The organism is Bradyrhizobium macuxiense (genome assembly GCF_001542415.1).
GTDB classification, from domain to species: domain Bacteria; phylum Pseudomonadota; class Alphaproteobacteria; order Rhizobiales; family Xanthobacteraceae; genus Bradyrhizobium; species Bradyrhizobium macuxiense.
Map to the genome: position 1 here is coordinate 8,069 of NZ_LNCU01000097.1, position 16,638 is coordinate 24,706.

The window sequence follows — 16,638 nt, forward strand, 5'->3', positions numbered from 1 at the left end:
CTCGTGATCGGGCTGGTGATCTACGCGGTCTACGGCCGCCGCCACAGCCGGCTGCGGGTGGGGGACGGAGGATAGCAAAAGCGGATCGTGAGGCGCTCCATCCGCGTCATTGCGAGGAGCGCGGCGACGAAGCAATCCATCGTCTCACATGTGCGGCACGATGGATTGCTTCGCTACGCTCGCAATGACAGGGCGGGCTGCGATTCAACTGTCAAACAACTTGTTCGCCGTCATCACCCGCGCATGCGGGTGATCCAGTATTCCAGGGACGTCAGTGCAAGAGTCGAGAGGCCGCGGCGTACTGGATCGCCCGGTCGAGTGCTTAGACCGGACAGATCACTGACAGGCGCAGCCGCCACATGCAGACCCCGCTGCCGGAGCACTCAGCCGACCTGTCGTCGCTGCGTGAGCGCCGCGCTTCGTCATTTCAGGAAGTCGAGCAGCGCAACGGCGAGCGTGACCACGGAGACCAGGAAAGCTGATTTGGCGAATATCTTGCTCTTGCGCGCATCGGCCGCGGCTATCACCGCCTCGTGCGCGCGATTGAAAAGTTCTCTGTAGCGATCGTCGTCGGACATTCGAGTCGTCCAGGTGCGTTAGGTTGGGCCATGTCTCGCACGGAAAAGGGCGCACATAAGGCGCGGGACATCGATCGAAATAGTCGGGGTTCAACACAAAGTGCTGATATCCGCAGCTTGAAATCACTCGAATCTGATCAGCAACAGCACGTCGCGAACCGAGCGCGCAGGACACAAACCGGCAACGGTTGCGAACGGGTGATGCCGGCGGGGCGATCGGGCAGGCTCCCCGAAGGGGACCACCTGCTGCCGTCAGAACTTCATGGTCACGCCGGCATAGACCGTCTGTTCGGTGCAGCTTTTGTTGCTCGTGCCGTCGGCGAAGAAGCAGATGCCGTTGGCCGGGTTGCTGCCATCAAGTCCGAACTTGTTCTTCCAGTAGCGGTACGCCACGAACGTCTCGAGGAAGTGGGCGTATTTTTCTCCCCACAGTGCCTTGCTGGCGTCGAAACTCAGGCGGATCGGCTCGGCGTTGATTTCCGTCGCGGTCTTCCAGCCCGGCGGAAGGCTGTAGGGGCCGTAGGCGCCGGTGCCCTTGGGGCCGTAGATGCCGACATGCCCGCTCACCGAGAAGTAGCGCAGGCTCTCGGGCAGGAAACCAAGGTCGCTGCCGTAGTCGACCTCCAGCGCCCAGGTCGGGTTGTAGTGCAGATTGCCGTCGATCGTTCCGGTATAGCCCGGCGGCATCAGGCCGTAATACGGCGGCTTGCCGTAGAGCCCGATGCCGTACGGACTGTTGCCGGCGTTGTTGGGATACGCATAAACCGAATGATTCCATTCCCGATAATAGAGCGGGGCGACGTTCAGGTAGCTCTTGAACGGCAGGTCGAAGGCGAATTGCAGGCCGGCGACGATCGCCTCCTTGGCCGGGGCCGAGTAGCTCAGCGTGGTTCGTCCGTCGCCGCCGACTTCGAACGAGACGTTGCGCAGCGGTCCGGCCCTGAAGGCCGTGGTGTTGAAGATTTCGTTGAACCCGAACGTGCTGCGCAGCGAGGCGTTGATCTCCATGTTGCCGGAGCATGGCGCCTCGCTGCCGAACGCCGGATGGCTGTAGATCGCCTCGCAGGGCGAGGCCGGATCCCGGTGATCCGATTTCAGCACCTCAGTATAGAGACGGTTGGTGCCGTAAGCCCAGCTGTCGGTGTGGGTAAAGGCGTAGACCTGCTTCACGGTCTGCGCGGTTTCGCCGGGCGAGGTCGCGCTCGGCAGCACGCCATAGGTGAAGGTGTTGTCGACGCTGGTGAAGAACGGCGTGCCGAACGGCGATAGCGACGGTGTGCCCGGCACCGGCGCGCCCAGCTTCACGGTGATGCCGGAGTAGACGCCGTTGCTGGAGCAGCTGCCGTTGTAGACCCCCTTCGTGATGCACGACGTGTCATACGCCTCGGCATAGCCGCTGATGTTTCGATCGTAGCGCCAGGCCGCCCAGACATCCACGAGGTGCGCATAATCTGCGCCCCAGAACAGCTTGCCGGCGTCGAGCGTCAGGCGGATCGGTTCGAGCGCATAGGCGATCGTGCGATTGTTGAGCGGGCTTCTCGGGTAGGGGCCGTAACCGCCGTTGCCGTCAGGGCCGCGGATCGAGGCGCGCCCGCTGACCGAGAAGTACTGCAGGTTCTCGGGCAGGAAGCCGAGATCCATGTAGTAATTGAAATCGAGCCCCCAGGTCGACGAGAAGTGCATCACGCCGTCGGGAAGGCCGGGATAGGGCGGCGGCATGGAGATGGCGCCGCCGAAGCCCGGAGGCTCCAGCTGAGCGCCGTGCTGCAGCCTTTGAAAGTACATCGGGCTGATGTTGAAATAGCCCTTGTAGGGCAGCTTGAAGCCGAACTGCAGGCCGGCGAGCACATCGTAATTGCTCGATGCGGTGAAGATGTTGGTGGCGATGGCGTCTGCGCCGACCAGGAACGAGATGTTGGTCAGTGGGCCGGCTGAGAAGATCTTGGTGTCGAACAGTTCGTTCCAGCCGAGGGTGCTGCGGATCGATGCCGAGGCCGCCACGCCGCCGGCGCATAATCCGGTCGGCGCGAGCACGGACCCGAGGCAGGGCGCGGTGGCGGCCCCGTGATCGTATTTCGACATCAACAGCGAGAAGCTGTTGGTGCCGTAGGCCCAGGCGTCGAAATGGGTGAAGGCCAGCGTCGAGCTCTGCGAGTTCGCAGCGTAACCGGGAACGCCGCCGGCAAACGACGAGAAGGTGACGCGGTTGTCGTTGATCAGGAAGAACGGTTTCTCGGCCGGCGGCGGCGCCTTGAGCCTCACGGCCTTCTTCGACATGTCGCGATTGTCGGTGGTCGCCTGGTCCGCCGCCTGCGCTGCTGCAAGCATGCACAACAGCCCGGCGACCGCGCCAGGGAATACGCTCGTCCGCATCATCATCGCCCCCAACAGTGTTGTTGTAGACCCGGTCCCCTCGAACCGTCCAGGCCCTGGAATGTGCTAGCTCCGAACCTCCTCGACCGGCGGCAGGCGCCAGCGACCTTCCAGCATGTCGTTGCGTGGCAGATAGCAGCGCATGATCAGGCTGTACTGGCCGCTCCGCGGCGCAGGCAGCCAGTTCGCGGTGCGGTCGCCGCCCGGATCGGTGCGGCCGATCCAGAGCGTGATCGAGCCGTCCGCATTGCGCCGGAGCCCCCTGGTCCGGTCGCCGATCGCGTAGCGCCGCAGCGGGTTCTCCGCGAGGAACAGCTGATTGTCCTCGGCCGCTTCGTACATCGTCAGCGACCAGAAGCCGTTCAGCGGCATGTTTGCGGGCAGGCGGAGCTGATAGTCGTCCAGGCCGTCGAAGAAGCCGTTCTCGAGATTTCCCGCGGCCCGCATATACATCGCTTCGGCAACCGGCAGCGCGCCGATGCCCCACAGCGCGACGGCAGCGCGATAGCGATAATCCTGATCGAAATTGCCAAGGCAGGGACGCGGATAGCTCCAGCCCTCGATGAAGACCGGCCGCTTCGCCGCCGATGTCAGCGCGGATCGCGCCTTGGCGAGGCCGGCAGCGATAGCGTCGGCTTCCGCCGCCGTCGGCGCTGCCACGTCGATGACGGCCGCGATGCGACGGAGCACCGCGACGTCGGTTGCCGGCGGCGCATCCGATGCGAGCAGGCTTCTGACGCTTGCGAAGAATTCCGGCGCCGCGGCGTTGCGATCCGCAAACGCCTCGAGCGTGGCGCCGGGCGCTCCCTCGAGTGCGAAGCCGTCCTGCACCCGGTGCGTGGCCTCGAGATCGGCAGGACCGTCGACCAGCGTTCGGACCAGCAACCAGGCATGCGGGGTCGCGACGCGCACGATGTTGGGGCCGGCACCCGCCTGGCCGGGACCTGTGATCGTGAAGGTGCCGCCCGCGTTGCCGATCGTGCGCACGCCGAGCACGGCGTTGTTGTTGGTGAACATGTCCATGAAGGCGACCGAGAAATAGCGATCTCCGGTCGCGGGAATGGTCAGGCGCAGCGGGCCAGCAGTCAGGTCGAGCCAGGCAAACGAATACAGGGTGTCGTTGTTCGGTGTCGTGACCCAGCGGTGGGTGTTGTCGAGCAGGGTGCGCTGATGGGTCAACACATTCGTACGCCTCGTGCGATGGCGCAGCGCCGCCATCTCGATCAGCGGCAGGGCGTAGATGAAGGCCTCGCCGGCGGCCCCTGCGAGCGCAGCCTCCCGGGCCGCGGGAGCAAGCGACGATGCCGCTGCAGGTGCTGATGTCGGAAGCAAGTCGCTGAGGCTCATGTCATTGGCTCCAGATACGGCGATCGAGCAGCGGCGACGATCATGACGGCGCGACGGCGAGGTTGAGGGCGGGCTCCGGCGCGGTCCGGTAGCGGCCAAGCGACAGGAACAACGCGACGGGGACGATTTGCAGCGCGGACAGCAGCAGCAATGGCGTGACGACGCTGCCGCTCAATGTCGAGAGCCGGACGAACGCGACCGGCCCGGCGGCGGCACCAATGCAGAAGGCGAACAGCAGCCAGCTGAACACCTTGGAGACGGAGCGCGTGCCGAAATAGCGCCCGGCCAGATAGGGCATCAGGTCGGCTTCACCACCGATCGCAAAGCCCATCAGGATCGAGGCGGCCGCCATGGTCGCAGCTCCGCTCGCGGTCGCATTGATCAGCATCGAGGCCGCCATGAACAGCACGGTCAGGATGCAGACGACGCGCGCATGCAGCCGGTCGAGCAGATGTCCGACGAGGATGCGCCCGAACAACGCGGCGATGGCGCCGATCGCCTGGATCCAGGCGACGTCGGCTGCAGTCACGTCGGCTCGCCGGGTCAGGATGTACATGGTGTTGGGCGCGATCGCGTAGAACGACATCCCGATCACCGCAAAGCAGAGCGCGAGCTTCCAGAAAGTCGCGGAGCGGATGACTTCCGCGGCGCCGATGCCGTTCTCCGGCGCCTGCGCTTCCATGATTTGCGTGCGGTTGCCTCCATCCGGCGCCGGAGCATCCGCGGGCGGGCTGTCCTTCACCAGCCACGCCACGAGCGGCAGGCAGACGACGATCTCGAACGCGGCAAATGTCAGCAGGGCAGCCGACCAGCCGTATTGCGTGATGATCCAATGGGCAGCGAGCGGGACGACGAAGCTGCCGCCGGCCTGCGCGCTCGCGGCAAGACCAAGGGCGAGGCCCCGTTTTTGATCGAACCAGCGGGAGATCGCCTTGGCATAGGATACGACGTTGGTCCCTGCGCCGACGAAGCCGAACAGGGCGGCCGCGAGATAGAACTGGGTTAGTGAACTTCCGACCTGGCTCAGAACGGCAAGGGATATCGCGAACAGGGCGATGCTGATGACCGCGAACTTTCGCGACCCCAGGCGGTCGAGCGGCCAGGCGCAGAACAGATAAGCGACCATCGTCGCCGACAGCACGATGGTCGCGGCCCGCGCGACGTCGGTCTGGGTCCAGCCGTAGTCGTGCGCCATGGCGCTGGTCAGCAGCGCGAATCCCGTCGTGAAGATCGGCGCTGCGCCGAACGAAATGCCGATTCCCGAGCCGATGACGACGCGCCAGCCGGGGCTTATGACCTGCTGCCCCATCGGATCACGCGCAAGCGGTGAGCGCGCGCTGCGCGACCGGCAGCTCGACGCAAGCGATGCGGCTGGGGACCACTGTCGGAGGGCCGATCTGCGATGTTGCGTTGCCGCTGAACGACACGGTGATCCTCCCGAAATCTTTTTGCATATATTTATGCAGTTATAGGTTTGGCGTTTGAGCCGTGTCAAGCCGCCGCCGTCCCTTCGGACGTGTGAGGTGCTACTTCGCGAGCTGATGCACGGTGACCCAGGAATCGCGCAGGATGTTGCGCCGTCGCGCGAACAGTCCGCCCCAGACCTCGCGGTTCGGTTGCGCCTGGTGCTCGGGCTTCGGCTTCCAGTAGCGGCTCTCGTCCCACGCCGTGAGGCTCGGATAGTTGACGATCATCAACACCAGCGCCTCGCCATTGGCGGTGGGCTGACGGCAGTGCCAGAAGCCTGCAATGCGCATCCCGGTGTCCGATTCGGACGATCGCCAGGCCTCGACGCTCAGCTCTGTCAGCGTTTGCACCTGATCCGGTGCGACGACGAACCAGCGATGGGTGTAGATGCCACTTGCCGTGCACGGCGTCTGCCCGCGCGCCAGTGTGTCGAACAGGCGACTGCGGACATCGCGGATCTGCGTATTCTCATAAGGCGGTGGGGGCTCGCCGGTCCAATTGGTGACGACAGTGACGATGTTGCTCGAAACGCCGATCAGGGGCTGGAAGACTCCGAGAAGTTGGGCGTTGCGCGGCGCCCCAGCGGATCTGACTGCTTTGGCAACGTCCTCGCCGTGATTGGGCTGAACGACGAGCTCGTCGAACCTGAGGACGCGATAGTTCGTATCGGGCATGGCTTCTCCCTGGCGGTCCGGTTTAGGACACGTTTGCATATGCCGGCGCTGCGACCGAAGGGCGGAAACTCGCGTCGCCACCGGAAGACAGACCGTTCCTCGCCGGCATTTATTATTGCATAATTCTATGCAATAATAATGACCGCGCGAGCGGCGTCAAGTCGCCTCGACATCGCAGGGCAGGAAGGGCATGGCTGATCGCCGGGGCCCGGCAAAGCCTGGATGCGCAAAATTCTCGCGGCTCGGTCGGTCTGCGAATATTGTCTCGCGCGGGGTTTTGCTAAGACGGGATCAAACTTTGAAGGATTGCGATTGATGGTTTCTCGCTCGCCCCGCGCTGAATCTCTTGCCGAGCCCGTCGACGGCCGGCGACAACGCGCCCAGATCACCCGCCGCAACATCGTCGCCGCGTGCATCGCGCTGCAGAATGAAGGCGTGTTGAAGCCGTCGTCGCAGCAGATCGCTGACCGTGCCGCTGTGTCCATGCGGACGTTCTTCCTGCACTTTCCGGAGAAAGGACAGCTCAGGCAGGCGGTGCTCGAGCGGCTGACGCCGGAGCCGATCGAGCCGCCGCCGTCGGAATCCAACATGCAGGGCGGGCTGGAGGCCCGTCTTGCGCAGTTCGTCGACATGCGAACCCGGACGCTCGAGAACATGACGCCGCATCGTCGTGCCTCCAACGCGATGATCGAGACATCGCCCCAGCTGCAGAAGCACCGTCTCCGGGTGCGCAAGGCATTTCGCGATGTGGTCGACCGGTGGTTTGCCGCCGAGCTCGACCGGCTGCCCGCGGAAGCGCGGCGGCAATGGCTTGTCGGCATCGCCACGCTTGTCGACTGGGAGATGTGGCAGTCGCTCCGCACCTATCCGAGCCGGAGCATTCCCGAAGCGAAGGAGTGCCTCAGGCTCCTGTTGGTCGCGGCCTTGCGGCAAATCGAAATGGAAAGCCCGGCATAGGCAGGGGGCTGCCATCCGGATCGGCATACCGCCGGGGTCGGCGATCAGTTGATGGTTGGAGAGTTCGGCAGGTGCGCCGGTTCGAACTTGCCGATCTTGCGCGCGCCGTCCCAGAGCTCGACGGCAAGCACGTCGGCCAGATCCCTGGCTTGTTCCATCGCGTCATCGTCATCGCGGCAGAACAGGTCGACCCGCCGCATGATGCGGTCGTCGTAGCTAAGGACGTAGGCCGTGTAACCGTGCATCGCGCGTCCTGTTGACCCCACGGCCGGCTAACGCCAGGTCCGGAGAAGCGTTCCTATGACGAGAGAGCGGAGCAGCAGCGAACCCGGTTCATGAGTCGAGAGATCGGCCGCGAGCCACAGGCCTGGAACCAAGACGAAGGCGGCAGAGAGCGTCACGTTTTCGCGGCTCGACTTGGTTTGACGAGCGGAACCGCTTATTTGTGTTGCGTTGGCGAACAAGACTCGAGGAATGACAATGAACCGCCTGCTTTTCACCGTGATGTCCGCGGCCGCAATCCTGGTCGTGACCGTGTCGGCTTCCCCCGCGGCCTCGCGGCGCCACCATAGCGATCGCTACGTGTCGCGATACGAGCCTGCCGATCGCTATTGCATCCAAGGTCGCATCTGGGGTTATCCCGGAAACTGCGGATTCGCGACCTATGAACAATGCATGGCGACTGCCTCGGGCACCGACGCCTATTGCGGGATCAATCCGCAATACGGCTTTGCGCAACAGGATCGCTTCTATCGCTGACTGATCGAGACTGATCGGCCTCGTTGTCCGGTGGCGGGTGGCGTTCGCGCCGCTGACATATCGAATCTCGGCCGGTTCGAATCACGGTCGGTGGACTTGAGACCGGTCTTCCTGCGCCCGGTTCGTCTGCATCGGCGTGCGCGAGCGTGACAAGGATGCCCCCTGGGTGCCGAAGCTCGTGCGCGCCTATCAGAACGAGACCATCCGCCAACTCATCAAGGACAAGCTGCCGGGCCAGCTTCCCGCTTTCTGAGCGGCGTCGCGCGGTCCGCGAAGCGATCTTCAATTGCGGCGGCTTGCCGACTGCGGAGATCGCGGCCGTTGTCGAGATTTCACGTTCGTGCGATGTCGTTGCACGAAATCGCTTGGCTGCGACGAGCCGTGCGCATGGCCGTGAGCCGCGCATAGCAGCCCCACCAGAACGTGGGTTAACCCACCGTGAGGAGATGCCACTTCAGCACGCGGGCTGGGCCAAGGAGAAAAACAATGAAGAAACGTACCAAAGGCTTGGCTGCAGCGTCTCTCACGCTTGCTGCAGCATTTATGGCATCCATGATGTTCACGTCATCAGCGTCCGCGCAGTGCGCGGAATGTGCGCAATATCCCGACCGTGATCCCTTCACGCAGGGGCTGGCGGTGAAGCCTGCACCGGCGCCGACGGTCGGGCAGGGTGGCGTCGCGTCACCGCGCTCGCCGAGCAATGCGCGTGCGGAAATGCGCCCACGTCATGGCCGTACCGTAGGAAGCGCGGGCCATCGCCATCAGTGACGGTTCTTGATCGAAGAGCAGGGCCCCGCTTGCCGGGGCTCTGCTTTATTGCATCTTGAGTGAGCGCTGTGCCGCCTCGCTGCAGGTGCAATGCAGCCATCGCCAAATCGGCTAGCATAGCGACCGGGCGGCGAGAGGCATTTGCGAGATGGGCGTCCAGGATTACGCATTAGCGATCACGCGTTCGGAAGTGACCGAGGTCCTGGAGCGTTTCGATCCGCGGATCGTCGGCGCACTTCCGCTCGACCTTGCGGTATCCGGCAGTGACATCGACATCGTCTGCCATGCGCCTGATCCGAACGCCTTCGCAGAGGTGCTCTGGCAGCATTATCGAACGGCCGATGGCTTTGCGCTGTACCGGTGGAGGTCTGATACGCGGCCGGTGATTGCCCGGTTCGTGTGGGACGGGTGGCCGTTCGAGCTGTTCGGCGACACGCGTCCGGTGGATCGGCAGCGCGGCTGGATCCACTTCGAGGTCGAGCGTCGGCTGCTGGCGCTGGACGACGGGCGGCTGCGGCAGGCCGTCGGCGCGCGAAGAGCCGCCGGAATGAAGACGGAGCCGGCCTTCGCCGCCGTGCTCGGCATCGGCGGCGATCCTTATCCCGGGTTGCTCGATCTGGCCGCGGCGAGCGATGCGGAGTTGTGCGCGCTGCTCGCGGCCAGCGATCTCGGCTGAGCCTCAGGCGATCGCGTTCAATGCGCGACGGATCGCGGCGAAGATCGCCTCGATCTGCTCCTCGGTGATGATCAGGGGCGGCGAGATCATCAAGGTGTCGCCGGCTGAGCGGATCAGGATGCCGTCATCGTAGCTGCGCGCCGCACACTCGATACCCCGCGCACCGGCGGCGCCGTCGCGCGGCTCAGCAGGCCGATGTTCCTGATATCGATGACATAGGGCGCGTCCCTCAAGGCATGGGCGGCGGTTTCCCAGGCCGGTGCGATGCGCCGCGCGCTCGCGTCGTCGCGAGAAACGACCCCATGGCATGTGAGCGGGCAGCCTGCTAGGTTTGCGCGCCTAGATAGCAACAAGCGCCGCGACAGTCGGCGTTCGCGGGGGAGTTTCCAATGCGACATCCGGGGATGAGCGTGCGGTGGATCGCCGCCGCGATTGTGTCGATCGGCGTCACGGCAACTGCGCCGGGCCATGCCGCGTCCGTTGCGCCGGTCGCAGCCGAGAACGGCATGGTGGTCACAGCGCAGCATCTCGCCACCATGGTGGGCGTCGATGTGCTGAAGCGGGGCGGTAACGCCGTGGATGCGGCAGTCGCGGTTGGTTACGCACTCGCGGTGGTCTATCCCGCGGCCGGTAATCTCGGCGGCGGCGGCTTCATGACCATCCAGCTCGCCGACGGCCGGAAGACCTTCCTCGATTTCCGTGAGGTCGCACCGAAGGGTGCCACCGCCAACATGTATCTCGACAAGGATGGCAACGTCGTCAAGGGCCTGTCGACCAAGGGCCATCTCGCCGTCGGGGTGCCCGGTTCCGTCGCGGGAATGGAATATGCGCGCGAGAAATACGGAAGCATGAAGCGCGCCGATCTGATCGCGCCTGCGCTGCAACTGGCTGAGGACGGCTTCGCGCTGGACCAGGGCGACGTCGACATGCTGCACTCGGCGACCGACGACCTCAAGGACGATCCGGCCACTGCCGCGATCTTCCTCAACAGCGGCAAGCCCTTTGAAGTCGGCGAGAAGCTGACGCAGCACGAACTCGCCGAAACGCTGCGCGAGATCAGCAAGCGCGGCACCGACGGCTTCTACAAGGGCTGGGTCGGCGCTGCGATCGTGGCGTCGAGCCAGGCCGGCAAGGGCCTGCTGACGCAGGAGGACCTCGACAACTACAAGGTCCGCGAACTGGCGCCCGCCGAGTGCGACTACCGCGGCTATCACGTGATCTCCGCGCCGCCGCCGAGCTCGGGCGGCGTAATCATCTGCGAGATGCTGAACATCCTGGAGGGCTATCCGCTCAAGGATCTCGGCTACCACTCCGCGCAGGCGACGCACTACCAGATCGAGGCGATGCGGCACGCCTACGTCGATCGCAACAGCTATCTCGGTGACCCCGACTTCGTGAAGAACCCGCTCGACCGCCTGCTCGACAAGAACTACGCGGCGAAGATCCGCGCCGCGATCGACCCGACCAAGGCCGGCGTCTCCAGGGACATCAAGCCGGGCGTCGCGCCGCATGAGGGCAGCAACACCACGCATTATTCGATCGCCGACAAGGACGGCAACGCGGTGTCGGTCACCTACACGCTGAACGACTGGTTCGGCGCCAAGGTGACCGCGGCCAAGACCGGCGTGCTGCTGAACGACGAGATGGACGACTTCACTGCCAAGGTCGGCGTTCCGAACCTGTACGGTCTGGTGCAGGGCGAAGCCAATGCGATCGTGCCGGGCAAGCGTCCGCTGTCCTCGATGAGCCCGACCATCGTCACCAGGGATGGCAAGCCGGTCATCGTGCTGGGCACGCCGGGCGGCAGCCGCATCATCACGGCCGTGATGCTGACGATGATCAACGCCATCGATTACGGCATGAATGCGCAGGAAGCCGTGGACATGCCGCGCTTCCATCAGCAATGGCTGCCCGACCCGACCAATGTGGAGGATTACGCGCTGTCGCCGGACACACGGAAGATCCTGGAAGGGATGGGACACAAGTTCGGGCCGCCGCAACCTCCCAATCACCTGGCGATCATCATCATCGGCGCGCCGTCGCTGGGCGGCAAGCCGGTCGGCAATAATCGATTCTATGGCGCGAACGACCCGCGCCTCAACACCGGGCTCGCGGCCGGCTACTGATCGCCATCGGCCGTGTCTCAGGCGACGGCGGCCGACCTGCGGTCCGGTTGTTCGCCGGTGAGGAGCAGCCGTCGGCGAATCGCGTCTTCGACGAGGGTCAGGGTCTGCCGGGCTTCGCGCGCGTCGGCTTCGGCGGCCTCGGCACGCAACTCAATCGCCTCGAGCTGTTGCTGCTGGGCTTCGATGCGCTTTTGCGCCTCTTCAAGCGCCCTGGACGCGTCTCTCAGCTTCCGCTCGGTTGCGTTGATGATTTCGAGCTGGGCCCGCTCTGCCGCCTCGGCGCGTGCTTCGGTGGCGCGAGCCCGATCCTCGATCGCGCGGAGCAGGTCCGATGCCTGATAGACAAGGTCGAGAGCCTCGGAGCCCGCATTGGGGGCGGGCGGCCTTGGAAACCCAAGAATATTTTCGGTGGTCACAAACGGTCGTCTAAAACCGCGCAGTGCCATGGACGTCAGCCCGTCGCGAGTCAGTTGTCAGGTAACACGATGCGGCCAACATGGTTAATGCACGATTAACGACGACCAATTTCCGGTTGTGCCGATGGGGTGCTGAAGTCCCAGCGGTGTAGCCGGTCTGAGTCGGCGGGGCGCACGGACTTGGGTCCGGTGGACTGGCATGCGGGAGCCGGGCGGGGTGGGCGCGGTCGGGCGACGTCGCGCGTATGTGATCGATCCGCCGGGGACCGGAATGTGACGCCGGCCGGACTAGTCATCCGTCCCGCAGCGTTTCGAACAGGCCTCGTCGGCGACGGATGGCCCCGTTGTGGCCTCCGGACAGTCGCTTTGGGGAACTCACTGACTTGGCTGGGAGCGCGAGCCCGGCTCTATGGCATAAGTTTGGCGCCTGAGCCGCTATAATTATCCCTCATCGAATTGCAGGTCCCGGGAGCGACCGATATACCGACGACCGGTGTGGCAGGCAGCGGGCTCAGAATGATCCCCGTATTCGCCACGGGACTTCGTCGATGAGATTGCTGTTACGGTTCTTTGGATTTCTGTTCACCGCAGGATCGATCCTGTTTCTGGCTGGCCTCGCTGCGGTGGCGGGCCTGTTCTGGCATTTTTCCAAGGATCTGCCCGACTATTCACAGCTGCAGAACTATGAACCGCCGGTGATGACGCGCGTCCACGCGTCAGACGGCTCGCTGCTCGCCGAATACGCCAAGGAGCGCCGGCTCTATCTGCCGATCCAGGCGGTGCCCAAGCTTGTGATCAACGCGTTCCTCGCCGCCGAAGACAAGAATTTCTACGAGCATGGCGGCGTCGATTATACCGGCATGGCGCGCGCCGGCCTGGCCTACATCCAGAACTACGGCTCCAACCGCCGTCCGCAGGGCGCGTCCACGATCACCCAGCAGGTCGCCAAGAACTTCCTGCTGACCAACGAGGTGTCGTTCTCCCGCAAGATCAAGGAAGCCTTGCTCGCGATGCGGATCGAGAAGGCCTATTCCAAGGACAAGATTCTCGAGCTCTACCTCAACGAAATCTATCTGGGCCTCGGCGCATACGGCATCGCGGCTGCCTCGCTTGTCTATTTCGACAAGTCGGTGAACGAGCTGACCGTCGCGGAAGCCGCGTATCTGGCGGCGCTGCCGAAGATGCCGGCCAGCCTGCATCCGGTGCGCAACCACGCACGCGCTGTCGAGCGGCGCAACTACGTGATCGACCGCCTGCAGGAGAACGGCTGGATCACCGCGGCCGATGCCGACAAGGCGCGCAAGGACCCGCTGGTCGTGACCAACCGCTCCAGCGGCGCGCACACCTTCGCCGGCGAATATTTCTCGGAAGAAGTCCGCCGCGACATCTTCGAACGCTACGGCGAGAAGAAACTCTATGAAGGCGGCCTGTCGGTCCGCACCACGCTCGATCCCAAGATCCAGGTGATGGCGCGCAAGACCATGGTGGCCGGGCTCGTGAATTACGACGAGCAGCAGGGCTATCGCGGCCCGATTCAAAAGCTCGACATTTCCGGTGATTGGGGCGTGCCGCTCGCGGACGTCAAATCGCTCTCCGACATCTCGCCGTGGCGGATGGCCGTGGTGCTGGAGACCAGCCCGCAATCGGCGCGGATCGGCTTCCAGCCGGGGCGGGTGCTCGGCGGCGCCATCAGCAAGGATCGCGAGACCGGCCTTGTCTCGATCGACGGCGTGAGATGGGCGAAGGCTGCCTCCGGACCTCTGAGGGGCAAGACGCCGACCTCGGTGGCGCAGGTGCTGCAGCCCGGTGACGTGATCTACGCCGATCCGCTCTATAAGGACGGCCACATCATCGAGGGGCAATACCGGTTGCGCCAGATCCCGGAAATTTCGGGTGCGATGGTGGCGATGGATCCGCATACCGGCCGTGTGCTCGCGATGGTCGGCGGCTTCTCGTTTGACCAGAGCCAGTTCAACCGCGCGACGCAGGCCTACCGGCAGCCGGGTTCGACGTTCAAGCCGATCGTCTATTCGTCGGCGCTCGACAATGGCTACACGGGATCGACCATGATGGTCGACGCGCCGATCGAGATCGACCTCGGGCAGGGCCAGGTGTGGCGTCCGGAGAACTTCTCCACCGGCCGCTATCAGGGCCAGGTCACGCTGCGCAATGCGCTGCGGCTGTCGCTCAACACCGTGACGGTGCGACTCGCGCAGGAGATCGGCATGCCGCTGATCGGTGAATATGCACGCCGCTTCGGCGTCTATGACGAGCTGCCGAACTATCTCTCCTATGCGCTCGGCGCCGGCGAGACCACGGTGATGCGAATGGTCACCGCGTATTCGATGATCGACAATGGCGGCCGTCGCGTGAAGCCGACCCTGATCGACCGCATCCAGGATCGTTATGGCCACACCATCTTCAAGCACGATCAGCGCGAATGCATCGGCTGCGATGCGCCGGAGGGATGGAAGAACCAGCCCGAGCCGCAGCTGATCGATCACCGCGAGCAGGTGCTCGACCCCATGAGCGCCTACCAGATCACCTCGCTGATGGAAGGCGTGGTGCAGGCCGGCACCGGCACGGCGCTGCGAGATGTCGGCAAGCCGATCGCCGGCAAGACCGGCACCTCCAACGAGGCCAAGGACCTGTGGTTCGTCGGCTTCTCGCCGGACCTCGTCGTCGGTCTCTATGTCGGCTACGACAAGCCGCGCTCGCTCGGCAGGACCGCGCAGGCTGGTCATACCGCAGCCCCGATCGCGCGCGACTTCATGAAGCTCGCGCTGGCCGACAAGCCGGCCGTTCCGTTCAAGATCCCGCCCGGCATCAGGCTGGTCCGCGTCGTCGCCAAGACCGGCGCGCGCGCCGGTCCAGGCGAGACGAGCGGCACGCTGCTCGAAGCCTTCAAGCCGGGCCAGGCGCCACCGGTCTATGACAACGTCGTTCCGGGTACCGACGTGATCGATGGCACCCAGGCCGGGATTGCGCCGGACGCGGATCGCGCGATCGTGCGGTCGGGGACGGGCGGGCTGTACTGACGCTTGGAGTAGCCCGCTTGCGCGGGCCGCAGTGCCGCGTGAGGCTGCGTTCAATAGTGCTTCACGACACCTCGCAGTGAAATCCAGAGTGCGACCGAGAGCAGGCCGAAGCCCGCGAGGCAGAGGAAGGCGAGCTGGTAGCCGATCCATTGCGCGATCCAGCCGCCAAGCGCGGGGCTCAGCGAGGCGCCAATTCCCTGGATGGTGATGACCGCGCCTTGGCCGAGATTCACGCGGCCGGTCCCGTTGAGCGTGCGGGCGACGATTCCGGGCACGGCCACGCTCTGCAGGCCCGCGCCGATGCCATCGAGAATCTGCACCGGAAACACACCCCACCAGCCCGACAGGAAATACGCGAGCACGCCGCGCGCGGGCAGCGCGAGAAACGATGCGAGCAGAACCGGCCAGAAATTGCGGCGTTCGGCAGCATGCATGCCGACGACGGACATGATCACCATGACGCCTTGCGCGACCACGATCGTGGTCGCCACCACGCCGGGGCCATTGGTGAGACCACCCGCGACCGCGGCGAGCCCGTAGAGCGGCACGATCGCGGCGTTGCCCAGATGGAAGATCGCGAGCGAGACGGCAAGCACCAACAGCGGCTTGTGCTTGACCAGCACGGTAAATCCGTGCGGCTGGCTTTCGGGGTCGTCTTCCTTGCCGCGCGCGGCATGATGATCGATCGCATCCGACGGAATCATCATCACGCTCGCGATCGTCAGCACGCCGAATCCCGCAGCGAGCAGGAACACCGCGACATATCCGTAGCGCCAGCCGAGATAGCCTGAGGCTGCTGCGCCCAGCATGTTGCCCGCGTGGTTGAAGGCCTGGTTGCGGCCGTTCTGCCGGTTGAACCCGCGTTGCCTGACCATGCCGAGCGTGATGCCCGTCACCGCCGGAACGATTGCGGCTCCCGCGATGGAGGTCGCGATCTGCGACAGCGCAACGGCCCAGAACGCCTGCGACACGAGGATGACGGCCGATGCGACGACGACCGCCACGCCCGGCACGATGACCCACGCGCGCTTGTGATCCGTCGTATCGATGAAGCCGCCGATCGGCGTGGTGATCAGCATCCCCGCGACGTTCCCGATCGTCAGCGCAGTCCCGATCAGCCCGCTGGTCCAGCCGTGGCTCTGCAGGAAGACCCCGACGAACGGTCCAATTCCGGACTGCATATCGGCCATGAAGAAATTCAATGCGAGCAACGCCCACAGCGGCCCGGTCATGGCGAGTGTCTTGATGTCGCGTGTCTTGCTGGCAGGTGTCTTGGTTTCTCGGCTGGTCATGGTCCGGCGCGCCCGTTGGTCTCGAGCGGAACTCCCCCGGCGCGCGATTGTCGCGATGCGGCAGGTCGGTGCGGTGCACAGGAACAAACGCGATAGCGCAGACTTGGGTCCGAGAAACAGCGTGTTCGAAGCGCGGATCAACGATTGGAGACGGCAATGGACGGGTC

General features: G+C 64.6%; 15 protein-coding genes. 6 read left to right on the forward strand and 9 right to left on the reverse strand.

Annotated features, from left to right (window positions below; translation table 11 throughout):
* Positions 1 to 422: 422 nt before the first annotated feature.
* From AS156_RS43065 to AS156_RS28910, 5 genes are all read right to left on the reverse strand, one after another.
* Complete coding sequence (locus AS156_RS43065; protein WP_160331158.1) at positions 423 to 578, reverse strand: hypothetical protein; 156 nt, start codon at positions 576 to 578, stop codon at positions 423 to 425.
* A gap of 252 nt (positions 579 to 830) precedes the next feature.
* The gene (locus AS156_RS28895) at positions 831 to 2,906 is read right to left on the reverse strand and encodes a hypothetical protein (protein WP_210184222.1); all 2,076 of its coding nucleotides are present in this window, start codon (positions 2,904 to 2,906) and stop codon (positions 831 to 833) included.
* A gap of 111 nt (positions 2,907 to 3,017) precedes the next feature.
* Entirely contained in the window at positions 3,018 to 4,298 is a 1,281-nt protein-coding gene (locus tag AS156_RS28900) for a DUF1254 domain-containing protein (protein WP_066511859.1), read from the reverse strand.
* Positions 4,299 to 4,338: 40 nt separating this feature from the next.
* On the reverse strand, positions 4,339 to 5,607 hold the full coding sequence (locus AS156_RS28905; protein WP_066511865.1) for an MFS transporter: 1,269 nt from the start codon (positions 5,605 to 5,607) through the stop codon (positions 4,339 to 4,341).
* Positions 5,608 to 5,824: 217 nt separating this feature from the next.
* The gene (locus tag AS156_RS28910) at positions 5,825 to 6,439 is read right to left on the reverse strand and encodes a hypothetical protein (protein WP_066511867.1); all 615 of its coding nucleotides are present in this window, start codon (positions 6,437 to 6,439) and stop codon (positions 5,825 to 5,827) included.
* A gap of 315 nt (positions 6,440 to 6,754) precedes the next feature.
* Between AS156_RS28910 and AS156_RS28915 the strand changes: the two genes are divergently transcribed.
* Positions 6,755 to 7,396 (forward strand): TetR/AcrR family transcriptional regulator, encoded by a 642-nt coding sequence (locus tag AS156_RS28915; protein WP_066511871.1) that lies wholly within the window; start codon positions 6,755 to 6,757, stop codon positions 7,394 to 7,396.
* A gap of 44 nt (positions 7,397 to 7,440) precedes the next feature.
* Here the strand turns inward: AS156_RS28915 and AS156_RS28920 are convergent, their stop codons facing one another.
* Positions 7,441 to 7,641 carry a hypothetical protein gene (locus AS156_RS28920; protein WP_066511873.1) on the reverse strand — a complete coding sequence of 67 codons (201 nt, stop codon included), beginning with the start codon at positions 7,639 to 7,641 and terminating at the stop codon, positions 7,441 to 7,443.
* Between the two features lie 235 nt (positions 7,642 to 7,876).
* On the opposite strand from AS156_RS28920, the gene AS156_RS28925 reads away from it, so the two are divergent.
* The 3 genes from AS156_RS28925 to AS156_RS28930 all read left to right on the forward strand — a co-directional run bounded on the left by AS156_RS28925 (position 7,877) and on the right by AS156_RS28930 (position 9,599).
* Positions 7,877 to 8,155: a DUF3551 domain-containing protein gene (locus tag AS156_RS28925; protein ID WP_066511875.1), complete on the forward strand. Its 279-nt coding sequence runs from the start codon at positions 7,877 to 7,879 to the stop codon at positions 8,153 to 8,155.
* A 486-nt stretch (positions 8,156 to 8,641) separates the two neighbouring features.
* Positions 8,642 to 8,923 carry a hypothetical protein gene (locus tag AS156_RS42415; RefSeq protein ID WP_136626484.1) on the forward strand — a complete coding sequence of 94 codons (282 nt, stop codon included), beginning with the start codon at positions 8,642 to 8,644 and terminating at the stop codon, positions 8,921 to 8,923.
* 148 nt (positions 8,924 to 9,071) lie between these two features.
* Positions 9,072 to 9,599: a DUF4269 domain-containing protein gene (locus tag AS156_RS28930; RefSeq protein WP_066511878.1), complete on the forward strand. Its 528-nt coding sequence runs from the start codon at positions 9,072 to 9,074 to the stop codon at positions 9,597 to 9,599.
* 3 nt (positions 9,600 to 9,602) lie between these two features.
* Here the strand turns inward: AS156_RS28930 and AS156_RS43070 are convergent, their stop codons facing one another.
* Entirely contained in the window at positions 9,603 to 9,908 is a 306-nt protein-coding gene (locus tag AS156_RS43070; protein ID WP_066511880.1) for an aminotransferase class III-fold pyridoxal phosphate-dependent enzyme, read from the reverse strand.
* An 80-nt stretch (positions 9,909 to 9,988) separates the two neighbouring features.
* On the opposite strand from AS156_RS43070, the gene ggt reads away from it, so the two are divergent.
* A complete protein-coding gene (gene ggt / locus AS156_RS28940) occupies positions 9,989 to 11,725 on the forward strand; it encodes a gamma-glutamyltransferase (protein ID WP_066511882.1) in 1,737 nt (578 codons plus the stop codon).
* A 17-nt stretch (positions 11,726 to 11,742) separates the two neighbouring features.
* On the opposite strand, the gene AS156_RS28945 is transcribed toward ggt, so the two are convergent.
* Positions 11,743 to 12,171, reverse strand: a complete 429-nt coding sequence (locus AS156_RS28945) for a hypothetical protein (protein ID WP_066511885.1) — start codon at positions 12,169 to 12,171, stop codon at positions 11,743 to 11,745.
* A 518-nt stretch (positions 12,172 to 12,689) separates the two neighbouring features.
* Between AS156_RS28945 and AS156_RS28950 the strand changes: the two genes are divergently transcribed.
* Positions 12,690 to 15,179 carry a penicillin-binding protein 1A gene (locus AS156_RS28950; RefSeq protein WP_066511888.1) on the forward strand — a complete coding sequence of 830 codons (2,490 nt, stop codon included), beginning with the start codon at positions 12,690 to 12,692 and terminating at the stop codon, positions 15,177 to 15,179.
* 50 nt (positions 15,180 to 15,229) lie between these two features.
* Here AS156_RS28950 and AS156_RS28955 read toward each other — a convergent pair whose 3' ends face one another.
* Entirely contained in the window at positions 15,230 to 16,411 is a 1,182-nt protein-coding gene (locus AS156_RS28955; protein WP_201456122.1) for an MFS transporter, read from the reverse strand.
* Between the last annotated feature and the right edge of the window lie 227 nt (positions 16,412 to 16,638).